16 protein-coding genes are annotated in these 21,729 nt (G+C 66.0%); 14 read left to right on the top strand and 2 right to left on the bottom strand.

What is annotated here, in order from left to right; translation table 11 throughout:
• From FHS02_RS03560 to FHS02_RS03510, 11 genes are all read left to right on the top strand, one after another.
• Positions 1-1,356: a DUF1329 domain-containing protein gene (locus tag FHS02_RS03560; RefSeq protein ID WP_137312828.1), complete on the top strand. Its 1,356-nt coding sequence runs from the start codon at positions 1-3 to the stop codon at positions 1,354-1,356.
• Positions 1,357-1,454: 98 nt separating this feature from the next.
• The gene (locus FHS02_RS03555; protein WP_137312827.1) at positions 1,455-2,600 is read left to right on the top strand and encodes a WD40/YVTN/BNR-like repeat-containing protein; all 1,146 of its coding nucleotides are present in this window, start codon (positions 1,455-1,457) and stop codon (positions 2,598-2,600) included.
• Between the two features lies 1 nt (position 2,601).
• The gene (locus FHS02_RS03550; protein ID WP_137312826.1) at positions 2,602-5,058 is read left to right on the top strand and encodes an efflux RND transporter permease subunit; all 2,457 of its coding nucleotides are present in this window, start codon (positions 2,602-2,604) and stop codon (positions 5,056-5,058) included.
• Positions 5,051-6,016, top strand: coding sequence for a VOC family protein (locus FHS02_RS03545; RefSeq protein ID WP_137312825.1), 966 nt, complete (start codon positions 5,051-5,053; stop codon positions 6,014-6,016). The genes FHS02_RS03550 and FHS02_RS03545 overlap by 8 nt, the downstream gene beginning before the upstream one ends.
• 2 nt (positions 6,017-6,018) lie before the next feature.
• Positions 6,019-6,879, top strand: a complete 861-nt coding sequence (locus FHS02_RS03540; protein ID WP_229422535.1) for an enoyl-CoA hydratase/isomerase family protein — start codon at positions 6,019-6,021, stop codon at positions 6,877-6,879.
• Between the two features lie 27 nt (positions 6,880-6,906).
• Positions 6,907-7,749 (top strand): SDR family NAD(P)-dependent oxidoreductase, encoded by an 843-nt coding sequence (locus FHS02_RS03535; RefSeq protein ID WP_221403767.1) that lies wholly within the window; start codon positions 6,907-6,909, stop codon positions 7,747-7,749.
• Positions 7,749-8,675 (top strand): quinone oxidoreductase family protein, encoded by a 927-nt coding sequence (locus tag FHS02_RS03530; RefSeq protein WP_137312824.1) that lies wholly within the window; start codon positions 7,749-7,751, stop codon positions 8,673-8,675. Before FHS02_RS03535 ends, FHS02_RS03530 begins: the two co-directional genes overlap by 1 nt.
• A 25-nt stretch (positions 8,676-8,700) precedes the next feature.
• Positions 8,701-9,648, top strand: coding sequence for a Rieske 2Fe-2S domain-containing protein (locus FHS02_RS03525; protein WP_137312823.1), 948 nt, complete (start codon positions 8,701-8,703; stop codon positions 9,646-9,648).
• Positions 9,635-10,669: an aromatic ring-hydroxylating oxygenase subunit alpha gene (locus FHS02_RS03520; RefSeq protein ID WP_137312822.1), complete on the top strand. Its 1,035-nt coding sequence runs from the start codon at positions 9,635-9,637 to the stop codon at positions 10,667-10,669. The genes FHS02_RS03525 and FHS02_RS03520 overlap by 14 nt, the downstream gene beginning before the upstream one ends.
• Positions 10,669-11,835, top strand: a complete 1,167-nt coding sequence (locus FHS02_RS03515; RefSeq protein ID WP_229422534.1) for a multidrug effflux MFS transporter — start codon at positions 10,669-10,671, stop codon at positions 11,833-11,835. Before FHS02_RS03520 ends, FHS02_RS03515 begins: the two co-directional genes overlap by 1 nt.
• 1,065 nt (positions 11,836-12,900) lie before the next feature.
• A complete protein-coding gene (locus tag FHS02_RS03510) occupies positions 12,901-15,171 on the top strand; it encodes a DUF6351 family protein (protein ID WP_137312821.1) in 2,271 nt (756 codons plus the stop codon).
• 163 nt (positions 15,172-15,334) lie between these two features.
• On the opposite strand, the gene FHS02_RS03505 is transcribed toward FHS02_RS03510, so the two are convergent.
• Positions 15,335-15,904, bottom strand: a complete 570-nt coding sequence (locus FHS02_RS03505; RefSeq protein ID WP_137312820.1) for a 3-phenylpropionate/cinnamic acid dioxygenase subunit beta — start codon at positions 15,902-15,904, stop codon at positions 15,335-15,337.
• 41 nt (positions 15,905-15,945) lie between these two features.
• A complete protein-coding gene (locus FHS02_RS03500) occupies positions 15,946-17,346 on the bottom strand; it encodes an aromatic ring-hydroxylating dioxygenase subunit alpha (protein ID WP_137312819.1) in 1,401 nt (466 codons plus the stop codon).
• 206 nt (positions 17,347-17,552) lie between these two features.
• On the opposite strand from FHS02_RS03500, the gene FHS02_RS03495 reads away from it, so the two are divergent.
• The 3 genes from FHS02_RS03495 (at position 17,553) to FHS02_RS31800 (ending at position 20,868) form a co-directional block, all read left to right on the top strand.
• Positions 17,553-18,104 carry a glutathione peroxidase gene (locus FHS02_RS03495; RefSeq protein WP_137312818.1) on the top strand — a complete coding sequence of 184 codons (552 nt, stop codon included), beginning with the start codon at positions 17,553-17,555 and terminating at the stop codon, positions 18,102-18,104.
• A gap of 193 nt (positions 18,105-18,297) precedes the next feature.
• On the top strand, positions 18,298-20,667 hold the full coding sequence (locus FHS02_RS03490; protein WP_137312817.1) for a hybrid sensor histidine kinase/response regulator: 2,370 nt from the start codon (positions 18,298-18,300) through the stop codon (positions 20,665-20,667).
• A gap of 75 nt (positions 20,668-20,742) precedes the next feature.
• A complete protein-coding gene (locus FHS02_RS31800; protein WP_259772480.1) occupies positions 20,743-20,868 on the top strand; it encodes a hypothetical protein in 126 nt (41 codons plus the stop codon).
• Positions 20,869-21,729: the final 861 nt, after the last annotated feature.

Below are 21,729 nucleotides of genomic sequence, written 5' to 3'. Positions count from 1 at the left end.
ATGAACAAGCACACATTCGTCCTTGCGTTGCTGGCTGGCGCGAGTACCATCGCGCACGCCGCGGTCACGCCCGAGGAAGCCAAACAGCTGGGCAGCACGCTGACCCAGGCGGGCGCCGTCAAGGCCGGCAACAAGGAAGGCACGATCCCGGCCTATACGGGCGGGCTGACCAAGGCGCCGGCCGGCTTCAAGCCCGGTAGCGGCGTCTGGGCCGACCCGTTCAAGGACGAGGCGCCGATCCTGCGCATCGATGCCAAGAACTGGCAGCAGCACGCCGACAAGCTCTCCGACGGGCAGAAGGAGCTGTTCAAGAAGAACCCGGGCTTCTACATGGACGTCTACCCGAGCCACCGCACGGCCGCCTTGCCGGAAGCGGTGCTGGCCAAGACCGTGCGCAATGCCACGTCCTGCAAGACGGCCAAGAACGGGCTGTCGGTGGAGCAGGAATGCCGCGGCGGCATCCCGTTCCCGATTGCGAAGACAGGCCACGAGATGATGTGGAACCAGCAGTTGCGCTACAAGGCCGATACCACCACCAAATCCTCGCGCTCGTGGGTGGTCGATTCCAGTGGCAAGGCCGTGCTGACGGCCCAGCAGCAGACATTCGAGGAAACGCCGTATTACCACGATGACCTGGACGGCCGCGACGAGCAGATGTACTGGCGCACGTACTCGGTCAACAGCGCGCCGATCCGCAAGGCGGGCGAAGTGACCGGCCTGATGGATTTTCTCGATCCCACCCAGAAACCGCGCCGCGCCTGGAGCTATGCGCCGGGCCAGCGCCGCATCAAGCTGGCGCCTGAATTCTCGTACGATACGCCGGTGGCCAGCATGGGCGGCGTGACGCTGTTCGACGAGCTGTTCGTTTTCTCGGGCACGATGGACCGCTTCGACTTCAAGCTGGCCGGCACGAAGGAAATGTACGTCCCCTATAACGCCTACAAGCTGTATTTCGGCTGCGGCGTCGAAGAACAGTTCAAGGAAAAATACCCGAACCCGGCCTGCTGGCGCTGGGAACTGCACCGCATGTGGGTGGTCGAGGCCACGCTCAAGCCGGGCTTCCGCCATGCCTATGCAAAGCGCACCTACTACATCGACGAGGATACCTACGGCGCCATGCTGTACGACGCCTATGACCGCAGCGGCCAGCTGTACCGCTCGATCTTCAATTCGATGGTCCAGCTGTACGACGTCAATGCCCCCTACACGGTCAAGAACGTGATCTTCGACTTCAACAAGGGCATGTATGCACTGGTCAACGATGGCCTGGTCGGCGGGTACGGGGTGGTCACCAAGCCGCGTTCGAACCGCGACCTGAACCCGGAAACCATCGTGGCCAAGGAAACCGCGCGCTGAGCCGGCATCCCCGCCGGGCAGGCCGTGGCGGCCTGCGCCGGTCGCGGCCACGCGCCGCGGCCGGCAGTCCGGCACCACGCATCACGACGGAGTCAGCCATGAAAAGTCTCAATCGCCATGCCCCACGTCCGCGCGCGCCTGCCAGGTGGCGGCGCGCCACGCTCGCGGGCGTGCTGGCCAGCCTGGCCACCCTGGCCGGCGCTGTTGCCGGCCACGATCCCATCACGATGCCGGCTGCGCTGTCGCAGGCGGCACTCAAGAGTTCCCTGACCGGCATCGCTATGCAGGGCAATACCGCGCTCGCCGTCGGCGCGCGCGGCACCATCCTGGCGTCGGCCGATGCCGGGGCAACCTGGAAGCAGGCGCCGGCGCCGGTCAGCGTCGACCTGACTTCAGTGCGCATCACGGGGCCGGGCAGCGCCTGGGCGCTCGGCCATGACGGTGTCGTCTTGCGCAGCGACGACCAGGGCGCGACCTGGCGCAAGGTGTTCGACGGGCAGAGCCTGATGGCGCTGCTGAACACCCATTACACCGGTCTCGCCAACAGGGGCGATGCCGGCGCCACGGCCATGCTGAAGGAAATCGCGCAGGCGGCTGCGCAGTCGGCCACGCCGGGCGTGCTGCCCTATCCCTTCCTCGATATTCGCATCGACGCCGGCGGCGAAGGATTCCTGGCCGGCGCGTTCGGCCTGCTGCTGCATACGCGCGATGGCGGTGCCAGCTGGGAGCCGTGGATGGAACGTGCCGCCAACGATCGCCGCATGCACCTGTATGCCGTCGAGCAGGGTGTCGACGGCGTGTTCTACCTTGCCGGCGAGCAGGGCCTGCTGCGCCGCCATGACCGTGCCGCCGCGCGGTTCGTGGCACTGGACTCGCCATACGCTGGCACCTTCTTCGGCCTGAAGGCCAGCGAGAATGGCCTGGTGGCCTTCGGCCTGCGCGGCAACGCCTTTGCCAGCGCCGACCAGGGAACCACCTGGCAGCGGATCGCCCTCGGCACCCAGTCCACGGTGGTCGATGCGCTGGCCTGCGCGCCGGGTGAACTGGCCCTGGTGACCCAGGCCGGGCAGGTGTTTCTCAGCCGTGGCGGCAGTGTGACCGAAGGTGGTCCGGCACGCGGCGGCGATGTGGCGGGCGCCGCTTTCGCGGGACCGGGCCAGGTGGCACTGGTCGGCAGTGCCGGCGCAAGACTGGCCCGGGTTCCGGGCTGCGGCGCGGATAGTGCAAGAATTGGAAAGAACTGACATGGCAGCGCATAGCGAACAACCCCGCATGCCCGTGGTGCGGGACGTGAAAGACTTCGATCGCGGATCGGGCAATCTCCTCGAACGCATCATCTTCAACAACCGGCTGCTGGTGCTGCTGGTCTGCCTGCTGGCCACCGTGTTTCTCGGCTACTCGGCGACCCGGATCGACATCAACGCCAACTTCGAGCGCATGATCCCGCTCGACAGTCCGTACATCCAGAACTATCTGAAGTACAAGAAGGACCTGCCGGGGCTCGGCAACACGGTGCGGATCGTGGTCGAGAACAGGACCGGCGATGTCTACGATCCGGCCTACCTCGAGGTCATGCGCAAGGTGAACGACGACCTGTACATGATCGATGGCGTCGACCGCTCCTGGATGAAGTCGATCTGGATGCCGATCGTGCGCTGGCGCGAGGTGACCGAGGATGGCATCACCGGCGGCCCCGTGATGCCGCCCCAGTTCGACGGCAGCGCCGCGGAAGTGGCCAAGCTGCGCGACAACGTGGCCAAGGCCGGCATCGTCGGGCGCCTGGTCGCGCTCGACATGAAATCGAGCATGATCGTCGTGCCGCTGCTCGACAGCGACCCGAAAACCGGCCAGCCGCTCGACTACGGCGCCTTCTCGCGCCAGCTGGAGGACAAGATCCGCAGCTACGAAAGCGCCAAGGTCGGCATCCATATCGTCGGTTTCGCAAAGATCGTGGGTGACCTGATCGAAGGGCTGAAATCGGTCATGCTGTTTTTTGCCGTCTCGGTTGCCGTCGCCACGGTGTTCGTCTACCTGTACACGCGCTGCGTGCGCAGCACGGCGCTGCTGGTGTCGGCGGCGGTGATCGGCGTGATCTGGCTGCTCGGGCTGATGCAGCTGCTCGGCTACGAACTCGATCCGTACTCGATCCTGGTGCCCTTCCTGATCTTCGCGATCGGCCTGTCGCACGGCGCCCAGAAGATGAACGGCATCATCCAGGACATCGGGCGCGGCACCCACAAGTACGTGGCGGCGCGCTATACGTTCCGCCGGCTGTTCGTGGCCGGGGTGACGGCGCTGCTGGCCAACATCGTTGGCTTCGCGGTGCTGGTCATCATCGATATCCCGGTCATCCGCGACCTGGCGGTGACCACCAGCATCGGCGTCTCGGTGCTGGTCTTCACCAAGCTGTTCCTGATTCCGGTGGCGCTGTCGTACACCGGTATCGGCGCCAGGGCAGCGCAGCGTGCCCTGGAGGCTGACCGCGAAATGGCCCAGGGGCAGTCGCTGCTGGGCCGTGTGTGGGAGCGCCTCGATGCGCTGACGGGCCGGGGCTGGGCCATCGGCGTGACCGCCGCCGCGCTGCTGGTCACGGTGGCGTCGGCGATCGTGATGCAGGGCCTGCGCATCGGCGATCTCGACGCCGGCGCGCCGGAACTGCGCCCCGATTCGCGCTACAACCGCGACAACGCCTACATCACCCGCAACTACGGCCTGTCGAGCGACCAGTTCGTGGTGATCATGAAGACCGGCGACGAAGGCTGCCGGCTCTACCCCGCGTTGACCAGGATGGATGGCTTGGCGCAGCTGCTGCGCGCCGATCCGGCGGTGCAGGCCACCACGTCGCTGGCCGAGACCGTACGCTTCACGACGGCCGCGATGTCCGAAGGCAGCGGCAAATGGATGACGATCAGCCGCAACCAGTCGATTACCGACGGCGCGATGTCGGCGGCGGCGATCGCCACGCCGGACATCACCAACCAGAGCTGCTCGGTGTCGCCGCTGGTGGTCTATCTGCGCGACCACAAGGCCGACACGGTGGCACGCATCCTGAAGACCTCCAGCGACTACGCCCGGGTCAACAATACGCCGGCAGGCGCCAAGGAGCCGGTGGAGTTCCTGCTGGCGGCCGGCAGTGCCGGCATCGAGGCGGCCACCAACATCGAGGTCGGCAAGAGCATCGTCATGATGTACCTGGCGGTGTATGGCTCGACCGCGTTGCTCTGCCTGGTCACCTTCCGCAGCGTGCGCGCCACCATCGTGGCGCTGATCCCGCTGGTGATCACCACCATCCTTTGCAAGGCGCTGATGGTGTGGCTGGGCATCGGGCTGAAGGTGGCCACCTTGCCGGTGATTGCCGTCGGGGTCGGGGTCGGCGTCGACTATGCGCTCTACCTGCTGTCCGTGCAGCTGGCCTGCCAGCGCCGCGGCGACAGCCTGCGTGCCGCCTACCGCCGTTCGCTCGACTTCACCGGCAAGGTGGTGGCACTGGTCGGCATGACGATGGCGGCCGGCGTGGTCACTTGGGCGTGGTCGCCCATCAAGTTTCAGGCCGACATGGGCATCCTGCTGACCTTCATGTTCCTGTGGAATATGCTCGGCGCGCTGATGCTGACCCCGGCGCTGTCCTATTTCCTGCTCAATCCCCGCAGCGCCCGTGACGAGGCGCGCGTCAGTCCACCCTTGGAGAAAAAATATGTTTGATCTGCTGCTGTCAGCCGACATGATGCTGCCCGACCCGGACGGCATGACCGAACTGCTGGTGAATAAACTCGGCGTGCACAGCCATCCGAACTGGCGCCAGGCCTTCGACAACCATCCGTATATCGCCCACTTCCTGCGCGTGCACAAGTCGCTGGCGGTCGCGCCGACCAGGCTGGAACCGCAATGGCACCTGGACTATGACAATCCGGGCGATCCGATGTTCCATGAATTCCTGGAGAGCCTGAAGGATTACCAGGGCCGCCATCGCCCGATGCTGACGCACTCTGTGGTGCTGGCGCTGCAGGGGCCGAAGTTCGAGATCTTCGTGGACAAGCTGATGCGCCGCGGCCTGGCATTCCGCATGGCGCAGCGTACTGCGGAGATGCCGTTCGACAGGCTGTGGCTGGGCGCCACGCCGGAACGCCCGCGCTATGCGCCGGATGTCGACGGTGGCCTGTGCATCGAGGTAATGCCCACCGAGCCGCTGCAGATGCCGCCCGAGACCTTTGCCGGGGTGCCGGCGCAGCCGCGCGAGCCGCGGCCGGGCGAGATGGTGAGGATCAGTGCACGGGCCTTCCTGGTGCGCGACCTCGACCACACGCTGCGCTGCTGCTCGAAGAACCTGGACTGGGAACCGCGCGGCGGGGTGGAGCTGCTGGGGCGCGAGGGCCAGCGCCGCGCCGTGATGCCGTTCGCCGTCGCCAACAGCGCGGCCCTGCATGTGATCCAGCCGACCGCGTGGGACACGCCGGCCGCGCATTACCTCAACAACTGGGGCCCCGGCCTGTACTACATCCGTATCGCCGTGCACGGCCTGCAGGCCAAGGCCGAAGACCTGCGCGCGCGGGGCACGCGCTTCACGTGGGTGGAGGAATCGGAATCGGCCGGCGGGCGCCCGCTAATCCGCATCGAGCCCTCGGAACTGCGCGGCCAAGTCATCGAGTTCGAGGAAGCCTAATCATGGACAACAGCGAGATGCAGCAGCATGACACGCGCGCCAGCGAACCGCACGGCGGCGCCGACGTACTGTCCAGCGTCGTCAACGACGCGGTGACCATCGAGCGCGAGGACAGCGTGGGCTGGGTGGTCCTGACCCGCCCTGCCCAGATCAATGCCATCAACGACGATATCCGCAGCGGCGTGCCGGTTGCGCTGCGCGAACTCGACGCCGACCCGGCGATCCGGGTCATCGCCATCCGTGGCGCCGGCCAGCGCGGCTTCTGCGCCGGCGCGGACATCAAGGAGCGGCGTGGGGCGGAAACGGCGATCGAAGTGCGCAGCCGCATGCAGGGAGCGCGCTGGATCGAGGCGATCGACACGGTGCGCAAGCCGGTCATCGCGGCAGTCCATGGCTACTGCATGGGCGGCGGCCTGGAGCTGGCGCTGGCCTGCGATATCCGCTACGCCGCGCCGGATGCGGTATTCAGCCTGCCGGAGACCGCGCTGGGCCTGATTCCGGGCGGTGGCGGCACGCAGCGCCTCGCGCGCGTGGTCGGCCCCGGCCGGGCGATGGATCTGCTGCTTACCGGCGAGCGCCTGGATGCCGGCGCGGCCAGGGACATCGGCCTGGTCACGCGCATCGCCAGCGAATCGGCGGCGCTGGTCGACGAGGTGCGCGCGTTCGCGCGGCGCATCGCGGCCCGTGCCCCGGCGGCCACGCTGTCGGTCAAGCGCGCCGCGCGCGGCGCCCTCGACCTGGAACTCAAGCAGGGCCTGGACCTCGAACTCGACCTGTTCGCCATGCTCAAGCCGAGCGAGGATGCACGAGAAGCCGCGCTGGCCTTCAGCGAGAAGCGGCAGCCCCATTTCATCGGCCGCTGAGCGCGGCCCACCTGACGGAGACCGGGAATGAATGAAGCAGTGAACAAAGGGAAGCTGGACGGCCGTGTCGCGATCCTCACGGGCGCGGGCGGCGGCCTGGGCGCCGAGGCGGCCCGCGTGCTGGCGGGCCATGGCGCGCACGTGGCCATCGTCGACATCGACGGCGCGGCCGCGCGCAAGGTCGCGGCCAGCATCGAAGGACAGGGCGGCACGGCGCTGGCGCTGCAGTGCGACATCTCGAGCGAAGCGGCAGTCGCCGCCATGGTCGAGGCGGTAGTAACGCGCTTCGGCCGCGTCGACGTGCTGCACAACAATGCGGCGATCCTGAGCGTGGAACAGCGCCAGCGCGACCGCGACGTGGTCAACATGGATGTCGAAGCCTGGGACCGGGCGATGGCCGTCAACCTGCGCGGCGCCATGCTGTGCAGTAAATATGCGATCCGCGAGATGCTCAAGCATGGCCGCGGTTCGGTGATCTTCGTCACTTCCGGCCTGGGCGTGCAGGGCGACCTGTCGCTGACGGCCTATGCCGCCTCGAAGGCCGCGCTGATCATGCTGGCGCGCTCGGTGGCGGCGCAGTACGGCAAGCAGGGCATCCGTTCGAACGCGCTGCAGATCGGCCTGGCCCCGGCCGAGAATGCGCACGACAGCATGCCCGCGCCACTGCTCGAGATCCTGCGCGAGAATCACCTGACGCCCGAGCTCGGCACGCCGCGCCAGATTGCCGACGTGGTGGCGTTCCTGGCATCCGATGAATCGTCTTTCGTGACCGGTACCACGCTGGTGGCCGATGGCGGCTTCGGCAGCCATACGCCGTCGCTGGTGGCGATGAAGGCATTGTTCGCGCAGTCCGGCGCAAAGGGGATGTGATGAAGGCAGCCATCATTCATGAACGCGGCGCGGCGCCGGTCATCGGCGAGTTCGCCGAACCCGGGACCCGCGACGGCGCGGTGCTGATCGACGTCGACACGGCCGGGCTGGGCGGCTGGGACGTGCTGGGCGCCTACCGGCTCGGCGTGCAGTACCCCTGCGTGATCCGCGGCGAGGGCGTGGGTCGGGCGCCGGATGGGCGCCGGGTGTACTTCGGCGAACGCTCGGTGCTGCCGTATGGCGCCTGGGCCGAGCGCACCCTGGTACCGGCCGAGGAAGTGTGGGACGTGCCGGACGACGTCGACGACCGCACGGCGATCGCGATGGGCATCGCCGCCACCGGCGCGCTGGTGCCGCTGGAACAGGCCAGGATCCAGCCGGGCGAATCGGTACTGGTGCTCGGTGCCACGGGCACGCTGGGCCAGATCGCGCTGCAGCTGGCGCGCTTCCTGGGCGCCGGCCGGGTCGTGGCGGCGGCGCGTTCAGCCGAGGCGCTGGCACGCCTGAAGGAGCGCGGCATTGCCGACGCGGTCGTGACGCTCGGCGGTGAAGACGATGCCGCCGCATTGAAGGCCGCGGCCGGCGAAGGCTTCGACGTCGTGCTCGACCTGGTCTGCGGCCAACCGATGCTCAACGCGCTGAAGGCCACGCGCTGGGGGGCGCGCATCATGACCATCGGCACCGGCGCGGGGCGGCAGGTCAACCTGGACATCGCCGACCTGCTGTTCCGCACGCTGTCCTGCATCGGCACGGGGCAGCGGCCGCCGGCAGACCGGCGCGCGATCTGGGAGCGGCTGCTGCGCATCGCGCGCGAGCAGGACATCCGCATCGACTACAGCGATTTCGCCTTCGACGATGCCGGCGCGGCCTGGGCGGCGCAAGTGAGCGGACCGCACGCGAAGATCACCGCGCGCGTGCGCGGTTGAGCGCCCGGTGCGTGGAGAGGAGCCCATGACATCAGGACAATGGTGGATCGTCGCGCTGTCCGGCCAGCTGGCGCCGGGCAAGACGCTGGCGGTGGTGTGCGACGGCCGGGAGGTGGCGCTGTTCCGCGACGCCAACGGCACGGCATTCGCGCTGGAAGACCGCTGCCCGCACCGGCGGGTGCTGCTGTCACCGGGCCAGGTCCGGCCGGGCGGGCTGCAATGCCCGTACCACGGCTGGACTTTCGACGGGGCAAGCGGGCGCTGCACCGATATTCCCAATTTGCGGCGAGATGAAAAGATTCCGCCGGCGATGGCCCAGGCCTATCCGGTAGGCGAACTCAATGGCTTCATCCACGTGTACGCCGGGGGCGCCGCGGTGCAGGGCACGCTGCCCGGCGTCAGCTATCGGCCGGCGGGGCGGGAATATACCGGCAGTGCGGTGGTACCCATCGCATTCGACGACTACCTCGACGTCATGCTCGACGGTCCGGAATGCCTGGTGGATTTCCCGGGCGTGACGATCACCGACTTCTTCCTCGGCGATCCGCGGCGCGACGGCCGCCACCTGCTGCTCGATCGCGGCGCGGTCTGGCAGGGAAGGGGACCCGGTCCCGCCTTCGTGCGCGACCATCCGCTGCTGGTGCGCGCACGCGTGCCGCTGTCGGGCGGCGACATCGTGATGGCATTGCTGGACGCGGCCGAACGGCCGCTGGTGACGCTGTTCATCGCCGCCACCGCCGGTCGGCGCGGGACGACGAGCCTGGTGTGGCGCGGTTTCGCCCATGCGCACGCCCATATGGGGCCGCCGGGCTGGCGCCTGCGCCGCCTGGCGGGAGCGCCGCCGTTCACGGTGCGTACGGCGCTGGACGGGCGCGCCATCGCGGCGCTGGTCGCCGCGCCATCGCGCGAACGGCGCACCGGGGCCGCTTCTGGAATCGACGAAGAAAAGGAGTGCCTGCATGCACAGCGATGACAAGGCGGCGCGCTACGCGGCGCCGGATGGCAAACGCGACTGGATCCCCGGCAATTTCGACTTGCGCGACACCTGGTTCCCGGTGGCGTACAGCGCCGACGTGGGCGAGCGCGCCTTGCGGCGCATCGTCCACGCGCAGGATGTCTATCTGTGGCGCGAGGCGGGGCGCGTGCGCGCCGCGGAGTTCCGGCCCGACCTGCTGGAACGGCTGCGCCGCGGCGCCACCTCATTTACCGGCGGTTCATGCTTCTACCGTGTCCATGAACGCTATGGCTACGTATGGGTCTGGTACGGCGATCCGGACCATGCGCACGAGGCACTGATCCCGCAGATTCCGTTCCTGCCGGCGGACGGTGCCGGCATCCCGCGCTATACCCAGCGGTCGGTGCGCTTCGACGCCGCCTCGCCGCTGTCGGTCGAGAACCTGATCGACCTCACGCATGCCGACTTCCTGCATGCGAACACCATCGGCGACGGGCAATCGGACAGCGACGTGGTCGAATTCAGCTCGACATCGGAGACGCTGACGCGCACCCGCATAGTCACGCGCAAGTCGGTGGCTCCCGTGATGCGCTGGATCGGCGGCGTACGCGCCCGCTACCAGGACCTGCGCGCGGTGCTGCATGTCCATCTGCGCAACAACCTGTGCATTTCCTATCCCAGCTTCTCACCCGGCTATGCGATCCCCAACGTGCAGCCCTTCGTGCCGGTCGGGAAGCATCGCTCGCGGGTCGACCAGACCAACTACACGGTGCATGCGCCGGCGCCGTTCCGCTGGCTGATGCCGCGCATTTCCTATGTGATCGGGCCGCAGGACAACTCGGTGCTGCGGCCGCAGAATGCGCGCTATTTCGAGTCGAACCAGCGGCGCGACCTCAGCTCTCGCTTCGACGCGCCGGGCAACCGCTACCGGGTACTGATGGCGCGCCTGGCCGAACGCCAGCGCGCCGGGGATTTCGCCTACGGCGCCGATGCCGATCCTGCGGTCGATATCGCTGCGGTCCTCGGGATGCGGGGCTAGTGCCTTCCGGCATCGCGCTGATCCTGGCAGGGCTGGCGATGCTTGGGCCGTTTTCGATCAACGCCTATCTGCCGTCGTTCCCGGAGATGACGCGCGTCCTGCACACGGACGGGGTGGCACTGCAGCAGACGATCTCGGTCTATTTCGCCGCGTTTGCGTTCATGTCGCTGTGGCACGGCGCCATCTCCGATGCCTGCGGGCGGCGCGCGGTGGTGCTGGCAGGACTGGCGGTGTATGCGGCGGCTTCGCTTGGCTGTGTGTTCGTCACGGGCGTTGAACAGCTGCTGCCGCTGCGGGCATTGCAGGGCCTGGCCGCCGGCGCTGGCATCGTGATCGGGCGTGCGATCATCCGCGACCTGCACGACGGGCCACAGGCGCGGCGCATGATGTCGCAGGTCGTCATGGTGTACGGACTGGCGCCGGCCATCGCGCCGCTGGTCGGCGGCGCGCTGCAGAGGGCCTTCGGCTGGCGCGCCGTGTTCCTGTTCCTGGCGTTGCTGGCCGCCAGCCTGTTCGTGGCGGTAGTGCTGCGCCTGCCGGAAACGCTCGCGGCGACGGCGCGCCAGCCGTTCCGGCCCGGGCCATTGGCGCGCGGCTATGCCGGGGTGCTGGGCAACCGTGCGTTCATGGCCTGGTCGCTGTCCTATGCATTGATGTTCGGCGCGTTCTTCCTGTACGTACTGTCGGCCCCCGTATTCCTGATGCGCCATCTCGGTCTCGGCGAAGCCGACTTCCTCTGGCTGTTCGGACCGGCAACGGCCGGGCTGGTCGGCGGTTCGGCGCTGGCGGGCAAGGTATCGGCAAGGTGGCCCGTGCGCCTGACCCTGCAGGTTGGCTTCGCGCTGATGGCGGCGGCGCTCGCCTTCAACCTGGCGGTCTGCCTGGCGCGTCCGCCAGGCGCAGGATGGTATGTACTGCACCTGTTCGTGTTCAACCTGGGCATGTCGCTGGCGGTGCCGACGCTGACGATCCGCGGGCTCGATTGCGTCCCCGCGCGCCGCGGCATGGGGGCCTCGGTACAACTTTTCGTCCAGACCGGATTCAACGCACTGATCGCCGCCGTCATCGCGCCGATGGTGTGGGGATCGCTGCTGTCGCTGGCCGCCGGTGCCGCGGTCCTGTTCCTGTGCGCCGGCGCAGGCGTGCTGCTTGCCGCGCGCCTGTGATGGGCGCGCCGGGACCCGCCCAGGAGATGCTCGGGTGACGTAATACAGGTCCAAGCGGTGCCTGGCATAGCTCACCGGTTCCTGGATGTCGACGGCGTTCCCCCCCCCAAAAAAACGTTCTTGATGTCGATGTCGATCACACGCCGGGCCGCATGGCCTTTGCCTTCGCCAAGCCGGCCTTCTTCGGGTCGATCCTCGGCTCTTCATCCGTATCGTCGGGCATGCTGGCCGCCACCTCGGCACATGCCGGGAGTTCACTGCATCGCGGCAGGCGAACGCTGGCTGGCGTTCTGAGTTCGTAGAAAGCGATCCGGGAAAAATACGCGCATTGATGTATTTGAACAAAAATGTGGTTTTTGCGTATTAATTTCGTCAAGCACTTACGCTAGCATGATGGTGCTCGGTGCCTCGGCGGTCCAGGCGGATAGCGCGAAAGGCCCATCCTCACCCATACGCCGATCGTGCATCGAAAGACGGCCTGAAGCCGCAAAGAAGAGGTTTTGGAGGAGACACAATGAGAATCATCGGTACACGGATACCAGCCGATCTGGTACCGCGGAACGCTTCCGTGCCGTTGTTGATGGCGCAGGTGAGCGGCCAGTCCGCGGTGGGTGGGCAGACTGGAAACCGCAAGGCGTCAGGCTGGGCTGCGGTGACACGCAGCACGTTGCATGCCGCGGACGCCGGCGCAACGGCTGCACCCAGGAACAAACCATCGGCTTTACGCCTGTCGTCCGGGCGGGCGCCCGGCACGCGGCACCTGATCCCTTTCCCGACTTCCTGAACAGGGAAGTGTTGCAGTCGTGCCACGCGGCACGACTGCCTTTTTATTCGAGGACTTGACGCCGCCGCTACGTACATCGCGTGGCGGACCGGGCTGGAAGCGTCACGCCTGTAACAACGCTCGTGTCGGTACATTCCACACTACTTCGACACATTTTCATTTCCTGGATAAAAAGGCGATCGCGGATCGACGCTCGATGACGCGTCGCATGCCGATGCCTTTCAAGCTGTATTCAACACAACGGAGACTTTGCAACCCATGAAACAACTTCCCCAACAGCGGTGCTGGCCGCCGCTGCCGCGGCAACAAGCCTGGCCATCGTGGCCTGTGGCGGCCACGCGGATGCACCGCCTGCCGCACCGGAGATCACGCTGCTGTCATCGAAGGCCGACTACGTGGCCGGCAATTCGGCCCTTGTCGAAATTGCCGCGCCCACGGCCGGGCTGGCAGCTGGCACGTTGAAAGTAACGGCGAACGATGTCGACGTTTCCGCCAGCTTTGCCGCGGACCCGGCGCATCCCGGCCACTTCGTCGGCCTGGTCACGGGTCTCAAGGCGGGCGCCAACGTCCTCTCGGCCAATGTGGGCGGCGCCGCGGCATCGGCGACGGTAACCAACTACGGCAATGGGCCGGTCCTGTCCGGTCCCGTGCTCAAGCCGTTCCAGTGCCAGACCCAGGATTTCGTGCTGCCCGACGGCTCGCGGCTGGGTGCCCCGACCGATGCGGCCTGCTCGGCACCAACGAAGGTCCAGTACATGTACCTGCCCACCGGGGCCGGTGCGCTCAAAGTCCTGCCGGACACGAAGGCGCTGCCTGCCGATGTGGCCAGCACGACCACGACGGCCGGGGTGACCGTGCCGTTCGTGGTGCGGATCGAGACCGGCACCATGAACCGCGGCATCTACCAGAACGCCATCCTGTTCAATCCGGTCAAGGATGCGGCGCCGGGCGCGCTTTCCCCGCCGCCCGCATGGAACAGGGGCCTGATCGCGGTGCATGGTACGGGATGCGCGACCGGCTGGTATATCCAGGGTGCCGCAATGGGCGTCAGCCCGTACACGGCGACGAACATGACCCGGCTGGGCGAGGGCTATGCGGTATTCACGAACACGCTGAATCATCCGACCAACAGCTGCAATGCCCATCTGGCGGCCGAGACGACCCTGATGGGCAAGCATCACTTCATCAAGACCTTCGGCGTGCCGGCCTTCACCGTCAGCGTCGGGACCTCGGGCGGTTCGTACACCAGCCTGCAGATCGCCGATGCTTTCCCGGGTTTGTTCGACGGTGTCTTCATCGACGCGACCTTCCCGGACGCGCTGGCGATCGCCATGTCGGCCATGGACGCCAAGCTCCTGAGCCACTACCTTGCCGTCAACAACGGCGCCGGCGTGTCGGAGCACCAGATGGTTGCCGTCTCCGGTCACAAGTCTGCGCGCGCCTGGTATGACCTGGCCGTGCAGTCCGGGCGTACCGACCCGGTATCGGGCCGCACCGAGAGCATCCCCACGGCCGGTTCGTTCGGCGGTGCGTACGCGGCCGGCGCTTTCAACGCCGCCGTGCCGATATCGCAGCGCTGGGATGCCATCGTCAATCCGGGCGGTGCACGCGCCACGGTATTCGATATCGGCCGCAATATCTATGGCGTCGACGCCCAGGGATATGGCCTGCGGCCGTTCGACAACGTCGGCGTGCAGTACGGGCTGGCGCAGCTGAACGACGGCGCGCTGACGGTCGAACAGTTCCTCGACCTGAACGAGAAGATCGGCGGCTACGACCGCGACGGCAATTACATCGCGGCGCGCAGCGCGGGCTCCGAGGCCGCCATCCAGCGTGCCTACCAGTCCGGAATGCAGCTTGGCGCCAACGGTGGACTGGCGGCGATCCCGATCTTCGACCTGTCGAATTTCTACGACGAAGACAATTTCTATCACTACCAGTGGTTCCACTTCGCGATGCGCGAGCGGCTGCTGAAAGCCAATGGCGATACGAAAAACCATGTCATGTGGCGGGGCGGTGTCTCGTTCGCCGACCTGTTCGGCATTGCCACGCCGGGCCGCGCGGAGCGTGCAGCTGTCAGTGCGAAGGCCCAGGCCGACGCCTGGCCGCTGTTCATCCAGTGGGTGCGCGCCTACAAGGCGGCAGCGGGCGCGGCGCCGCAGCGTGACAGGGTCATTGCCAGCAAGCCTGCCGCGGCGGTCGACGGCTGCTTCACGCTGTCGACGACACCGGCGTTTATCGCCGAGACGCAGACCGTCGGGTCAACTGGACCGGCCGGCAGCTGCAATGCCATCTGGCCGACGTGGACCTATCCGCGTGCGCAGGCAGGTGCATCGATCGCCGCGGACAAGCTCAAATGTGCGCTGAAGCCGGTCACGGCCGATGACTACCTGCCGGTGCTCGGCGCGACGCAGCTGGCACGCCTGAAAGCGATCTTTCCGGCCGGCGTATGCGACTGGTCGAAAGCCGGCGTGAACCAGGCACCGGTCGTCCCGTACCCATCCGTTGGACCGTCGCGAGTGAATGCGATCTTCGACATCACCGCGCAGTAAGCCGCAGTCCGGCTCCGTGACGGACGCTTCTCCCGGGCGATCCGGCAGGGGCGGGCGCCGCCGCCACGTCCTGCGGCGGCCTACAGTACATCGAAAGGCAGCATGAAAAAAGCCGCCCCGCGCCTTACCGGCGGGGGGGCGGGCTGTAACGAGCCGTGGGTGCTTACAGGAAGATGCCCAGGTTCGGCGTGCCGAGCACCGCCTGGTCGATGATGACTTCGCGGCGCGCCAGCTGGTAGCCCGATTCGGTCCTGCGAATCACATCGTGGCGTTCGCAGGGGATCAGGTCGAATTTATCGTTGTCGAAGCGGTTGCGGGTCAGCAGCAGGTAGCTGTGCACCTTGAACTCGTCCTCCCTGTCGGTGCGGTAGACGCGGATGTTGGAGACCATGTGCTTGGTGCGCGACGGCGGGTCCTCGCCCCATGCGCTACGGGTGTCCATCACGCGCATCACGCGCAGCATGATCGAGCGGTAATCGTCGTACATGTGCTGGACGGTGCGCACGATCGACTTGTCCTGGTCTCGGGTCGCGCGGGTGTGGCGCAGCGGCACGGTGTATTCGATGTCTTTAGCGACCATCTCGATCCAGTCGCGCAGGCGCAACGTATCGAACATCTCCGCTTCGTCGTACATGAACTCGACCATGTCGTTGTACAGCGGGCTGCCGATGGCGACCCGGTTGGCGCGCAGCGACGGCGGCAGCGGGCGCGGTTCCAGCGGATTGTTTTCCATGGTTGTCTCCTGGGGGCGTTGTTGGGTGTCCGGTGGCTGGCTCATTTTTCGCTCGTCATCAGCTCGTGCCAGTATGTCCACCACGCCCACTGGGTATCGTCCTTGGTGAAGCCGTCGCCCACGTGCCCGGGCCCCGGCCAGCCTTCCGGCGCGCCGTGGTCGAACTTGGCCTGGTACTTCATCGTGATGGTCTTGCTCATTGCGCCTTTGGCCACTTCCGTCTGGTGCGGCCATGTGTCGGAGTCTTCCATCTCGACCATGCCTGACGTGCCCAGCATCTGGACCGACTGGCGCAGCATACGTGCCTTGAGTTCCGGCGGCGTGTCCTTTTCAGCGAAAATCCAGTTCATGAATTCCAGCTTGTCCGGACCTTTCGGGATATAGGCGTGCAGGGCGCAGGCGCCGACGATCGTGCCATCGGGCTGCGGCAGGTAGATGAATTCGAACAGGCCATTCGGGAAGAAGCCGCCCACCTGGGGCGGACGCCACGACATCAGCTTGAGCTGGCCCTCGTCGAAGCGCTCCAGCAGTTCCGGGACCATCGCGGCGGTGATGCCGGGGGGCGGCAGGGCGGTCAGCTTTTCCGCGGGCGTCAGTTCGGCCGGATCCTTGCCCGTCAGGCGAACGATCTTCCGGTCGAGTTCGATGCAGCGCAGCGCGTGGCCATGGTCGGTCCACACTTCGCTGCCATACATTTCCGGCGAGAGGTCGGCGCCTTTGCCTTCGGCATCCGGTTTCTTCGCATATGGGCCGACTTCCGCGAGCCAGCGGTGCAGGGTCAGCGTGTGGAAGCCATCGGCGGCCGACTGTTCGCAGGCGGTCTTCCAGTTCGCATTGATGCGGAAGCGCTGCGGCGGCCCGAGCACTTCCAGGCCGCCCTTGGTGCGCAGGAACAGCGTGTCGAAGTAGTACTTGGCGTCGCCGAAGAACTCTTCCAGGCTGGGGCCGTCGATATTCCAGGTAGCGAAGATCAGACCGCCATACAGCGCCACGCGCGCCTTCTTCAGGCCGAGCTGGTCCTTCGCCATCATTTTTCCGTGCATGCACTCCTTCTCGACGGGTGCGCCGATGAAGTCGCCGTTCGGCTTGAAGGCCCAGCCGTGGTAGATGCACATGTGCACATTGGTGTTGCCGGCATCGTGCGTCTGCACCCGCATCGCGCGGTGCGGGCAGACGTTCAGCGAGACGTGGATCTCGCCATCGCGATCGCGGGCGACGATGACGGCATCGGAGCCCATGTCGCGTGTGATGAAGTCGCCCTTGTTGGGGATTTCGGTCTCGTGCCCGAGGAAGATCCAGGTCTTGCCAAAGATCCGTTCCATCTCGAGTTCATACAGCTCGGGATCGGACAGGGCGCGGACCTTGACCTCGCGCGTCTCGTGGTTGATGAGGTCCGAGATTTTGGTCCCGTCCCGCAGTGTCGTTTCGGCATGTGGGTGCATCGTTGTCTCCTTTGTTTTTCCGCGCTTTAATTGTACACTTATCGTGGATTTGTTCAACAAACGATGTGGCCGCTGCCGGATATTTTTTCCGGGCTGCGTCGACGGTTCGGGCTCGAAGCGCATCGGCATGCTTTCCGCATGGCGCCGCCAATCTCGGCATGGCCATTCCCAGCGCACCCTATTGACTGTTTGAAGGAGAAGCAACGATGCATACAAGGATCGACCAGATACCGTTCCGGCTGATGGATGGTGGCCAGGCCACGCTGTCCAGCTATCGCGGCAAGGCGGTATTGCTGGTGAATGTCGCTTCGCAATGCGGACTGACCCCGCAATACGAGGGCCTGGCGCGGCTGTTCGAGGAAAAGCGCGAGGCGGGCCTGGTCGTGATCGGTTTCCCCGCCAATGACTTCGGCGCCCAGGAGCCGGGCAGTAACGAGGAAATTGCCCAGTTCTGCAACACGACTTTCGGCGTGGCGTTTCCCCTGGCCGAGAAAGTGTCCGTCAAGGGGCCGGATCGGCATGCCTTGTACGCCGCGTTGACGCAGGCCCAGCCGGAGGCACTGGACCCGGCGGGCGGCACCATGCACCGCAAGCTGGCGCAGTACGGCTTTGAGCAGGAAGATCCGTCGGATGTGCTGTGGAATTTCGAGAAGTTCCTTGTCGGCCGCGATGGCCGGGTGGTGGCGCGATTCAATCCGGACGTGGAGCCCGGAGATCCGCTACTGCGGGAAGCGATCGACAGCGCGCTGCACGGATGACGCAAGGGACGTCCCGGCGCTTGCGGGTACGGCTGCGCGATGTCGTGCCTTGCCTTTGGAGTGATTGACGGAAGAGAACGAGGGAGGCGACAGGGCAAGTACACGGATGAAGCGCCTGGCCATCGTGAAATGGCAATGATCGGTACAATCGGGACGTACGCGGCAGTGTCCGCGGTCCGATCTAGATAACACGATGCTCAAGCCGTCTGTCCTTCCATCACCGGCCCAGCCGGGCGCTGTCAATGATCGCTTCGCAGCCAGGGGCGAAAAAAGCATGCGCGTGCTGGTCGCCGAGCACGATTGGGCTGCGACCCCGCTGGGACCCATCCCGCAATGGCCGGCCAGCCTGAAGGCGATCGTCACGCTGATGCTCGATTCGACCGAGCCGCTGGTCATCTGGTGGGGCGAGGAATCGATCCAGATCTACAACGATGCCTATGCACCGCGCGTTGATGCCGGGCAGGGGACGATCGCGCTCGGCCGGCCGGCCGCCGAGAGCTGGAAACACGGTTGGGCTTCGATAGCGCCATTGGTCAGCGTCGTGCTTGGCGGGGGGCCGCCGACCGTTCATTCCGACTTCCGGTATGGTATCGAGCGCAATAACCGGGTTGTGGATACTTACTGGACATATTCCTTCACGCCTGTCCGCGACGACGCCGGCGCCGTTCGGGGCGTGCTGCTGATCTCTTACGAGACGACCGAGCGCATCCTCGGCACGCGCCGCCAGCAGACCCTGGACTTGCTGCGCCAGGAACTGGTCACTGCCAGCACACTGGACAGGCTGGATGCCGCCGTCGACCAGGCAGTGGCATTCAATTCCAGCGATTTGTGCAGTGCGAAGCTTACGCCGCTTGAGCCCGTCGCCACGCCACCCGACCCGTCGGTACGCCATGTGCGGGTCACGGCGGCCGACGTCGGCCTCCACGTCGACCTGGCGATCGACTTCGAACCAACGCCGCGGATCGCGCTGGATGACGCCTATCGGCTTTTCGTGGAGCAGTTTACGTTGCTGGTTGCTACCGCGCGGCATCGGGTGGACAGCGAGGCGTTGCGCAGGATTGTCGAAGCGGAGCGAGACCGGCTCCTGCTGGATGCACCGGTCGGCGCCGCTGTCATGATTGGCGAGGAGCTGGTGTACCACCTGGTCAATTCGATGTATGCCATGGTCAGTGGCCGGCCGGCCGAGCACATGATCGGCAAGCCGTTCGTCCGTGTATTTCCCGAGCTGGACGGTTCGCCGGTTCACGAACAATTTAAAGCCGTGTATCGCGCGGGCCAGCCGTTCATCTCGCAGCCGACCCTGGTGCAGATCCACCGGCACGGCGGCGCACTCGACAATCGCTACTTTACATATAACCTTTCGCCTTTGCGTACCCTCGCTGGCCAGGTGTATGGGCTGATGGTGATCGCCGTGGATATCACCGTCCAGGTGGAGTCGCGTGCCGAGGTGGAAAAGCTGAACGTCGACCTGCAGGCCGCTGCGCGCGCCAAGGACGAGTTCCTGGCACTCCTGGGCCACGAGCTGCGCAATCCGCTTGCACCGATCGTTACCGCGCTCGAACTGATGCGCATGCGTGACGGGTCGACGGAACGTGAACAGGTGGTGATCCGCCGCCAGGTAGCGCACCTGACGCGCCTGGTCGACGACCTGCTCGACGTGTCGCGCATCACACGCGGCAAGGTCGAACTTCGGAAAGAAACCGTCGATGCGCGTGAAGTACTCATGCGCGCCGTCGAGATGGTGGCTCCGCTTGTCGCGCAGAAACAGCAGCGGCTCCAGGTCGAGGTCGCTTCCTTGCCGTGGTACGGCGATGCTGCGCGGCTGGCACAGATCGTCTCGAACCTGCTGACCAATGCATCGCGCTACAGCCCGGCCGGGGCGGAGATCATGCTCCGAGCCGGTGCCGCCGGCGGCGAGATCAGGATCGACGTCTCCGACAACGGCACCGGCCTGCCGGCGGAGCTGCTGCCTCGGATCTTTGAGCCGTTCGTGCAGGGCGAGCGGAACTTGGATGGGGCGGTAGGCGGGCTAGGGATTGGCTTGGCGCTGGTCAGAAACCTGGTGGAGCTGCATGGCGGCCGCGTGGCCGCGTCCAGCGAGGGACCGGGAACAGGGAGCATCTTTACCGTACATCTGCCGCTTGCGGCAGCACCTCCGAGGCCCCGGATCGAAGTGCCGTTAGCGCAAGTGGAAAAGTCCGGGACGGCGCAATCCATCCTGGTCGTCGATGACAACGTCGATGCTGCCGATACGCTGGCTGCGCTGCTGCGCTCCCATGGCCATGCGGTAACGGTCTGCCATGCTCCGGCCGAGGCACTCGAGCGCTTCGCGGAGCTGCGCGTGGACCTGGCGATCCTGGACATCGGGCTGCCGGAGATCAGCGGCCACCAGCTCGTCGGCCTGATGCGCGAAAGCGGACGCAATGCCAATGCGCGCTATGTAGCCCTGACCGGTTATGGACAGGATGCGGACCGGGAACGCAGCGGGGCGGCAGGCTTTGCACTGCATCTGGTCAAGCCGCTGGCGCCGGAAGCTCTGGAGAAGTTACTGGGTTCCCGCTAGGGGATCTGCTGTGCAGGCGCTGGTCGGCACAGGGCGCCTTGGATGCGCACCTGGCGTGGATGCGCAGGCAAGACCATGCGGCACTCAGCAATCGGCGGCTTCTGGGCAAGGCAATTGCCGTCGTCCACTTACCAGTTGTGCCAGAGCTCGTTCTCCGAGTTCCAGGCGGAAGTCGCGCCGCGTGGCGTTCTCTGCGCCTAGCTATGGCAACGATTCCAGATAAGGTCACTGCACAGGCGCCGTCGTGCGCGGGTGTACCGCTGAGCCGAAGGCTGCCCTCAAGTTCTACGCCTTCGCCACTGTAGACCACGCTTTGGTGGTAGGCAACAAAGGGTTCTCTCACGTGGCAACTACTACACGGCTCCGCTGCCACCGGTCGAGAAATTTGAGGGGATCCGGCGCGGATTCGCTAGCGGCTTCGATGCTGGCGCTTCGCAAAAATTTGGCGCCGTTAGCGAAACTGCGCCAGAATCTCTTGCCACTTTGGCGCGGTTCGGGGAACTGCGCCAAAATCGCGCCACATTCATTTTTCCCCTACAGTAAGGGTTGGCTGCGCGGTCTTGAGCTGATATGCACGAAGCAAGATGATCCTTGCCACACCGCTATGAAGCGGAGTTCAGCCGGCCAGGCTTATCGGCGCAGTCCCGTAGCGGGAAATCGTCTACTCGTTTCATAGAAAGGTTGAGTATTTGGGGTAAGGCTTCGGTGTGCGCTCTTGCCTGTCGTCACCATCTCGCGACGCTCGACCCGGTAGGCCAGATACGCAGTTGCGCTCTTCCACCTTCAGGTTGGTCCTTTCACGCCAGCGCGCACCACTGGCCAGGCGCGCCGGCGCTGCAACTGGTCAACGTCGGCACCCGATTGCCGTATCCAGCGACGGCATCTGTTCCGAACGCCTGCCGGTGCTGGCCGGCAATGCGCTGGCGACGACCAAGTCGTGTGCGTGGTGGCAGGCGACATCGACGGCCTGCAGGAAGCGAGCCATGCTGCGTTCATCGAGCGCTATCGGCAGCGCTACAAGCTGCCGATGGACCCCATGCCCGTATGACTACGATGCCGTGA

This window comes from Pseudoduganella umbonata (genome assembly GCF_014192225.1).
In the GTDB taxonomy this organism is placed as follows: domain Bacteria; phylum Pseudomonadota; class Gammaproteobacteria; order Burkholderiales; family Burkholderiaceae_D; genus Rugamonas; species Rugamonas umbonata.
The sequence above is the reverse complement of the archived record's forward strand: the minus strand, read 5'-3'. Positions and strand labels throughout refer to the sequence as shown.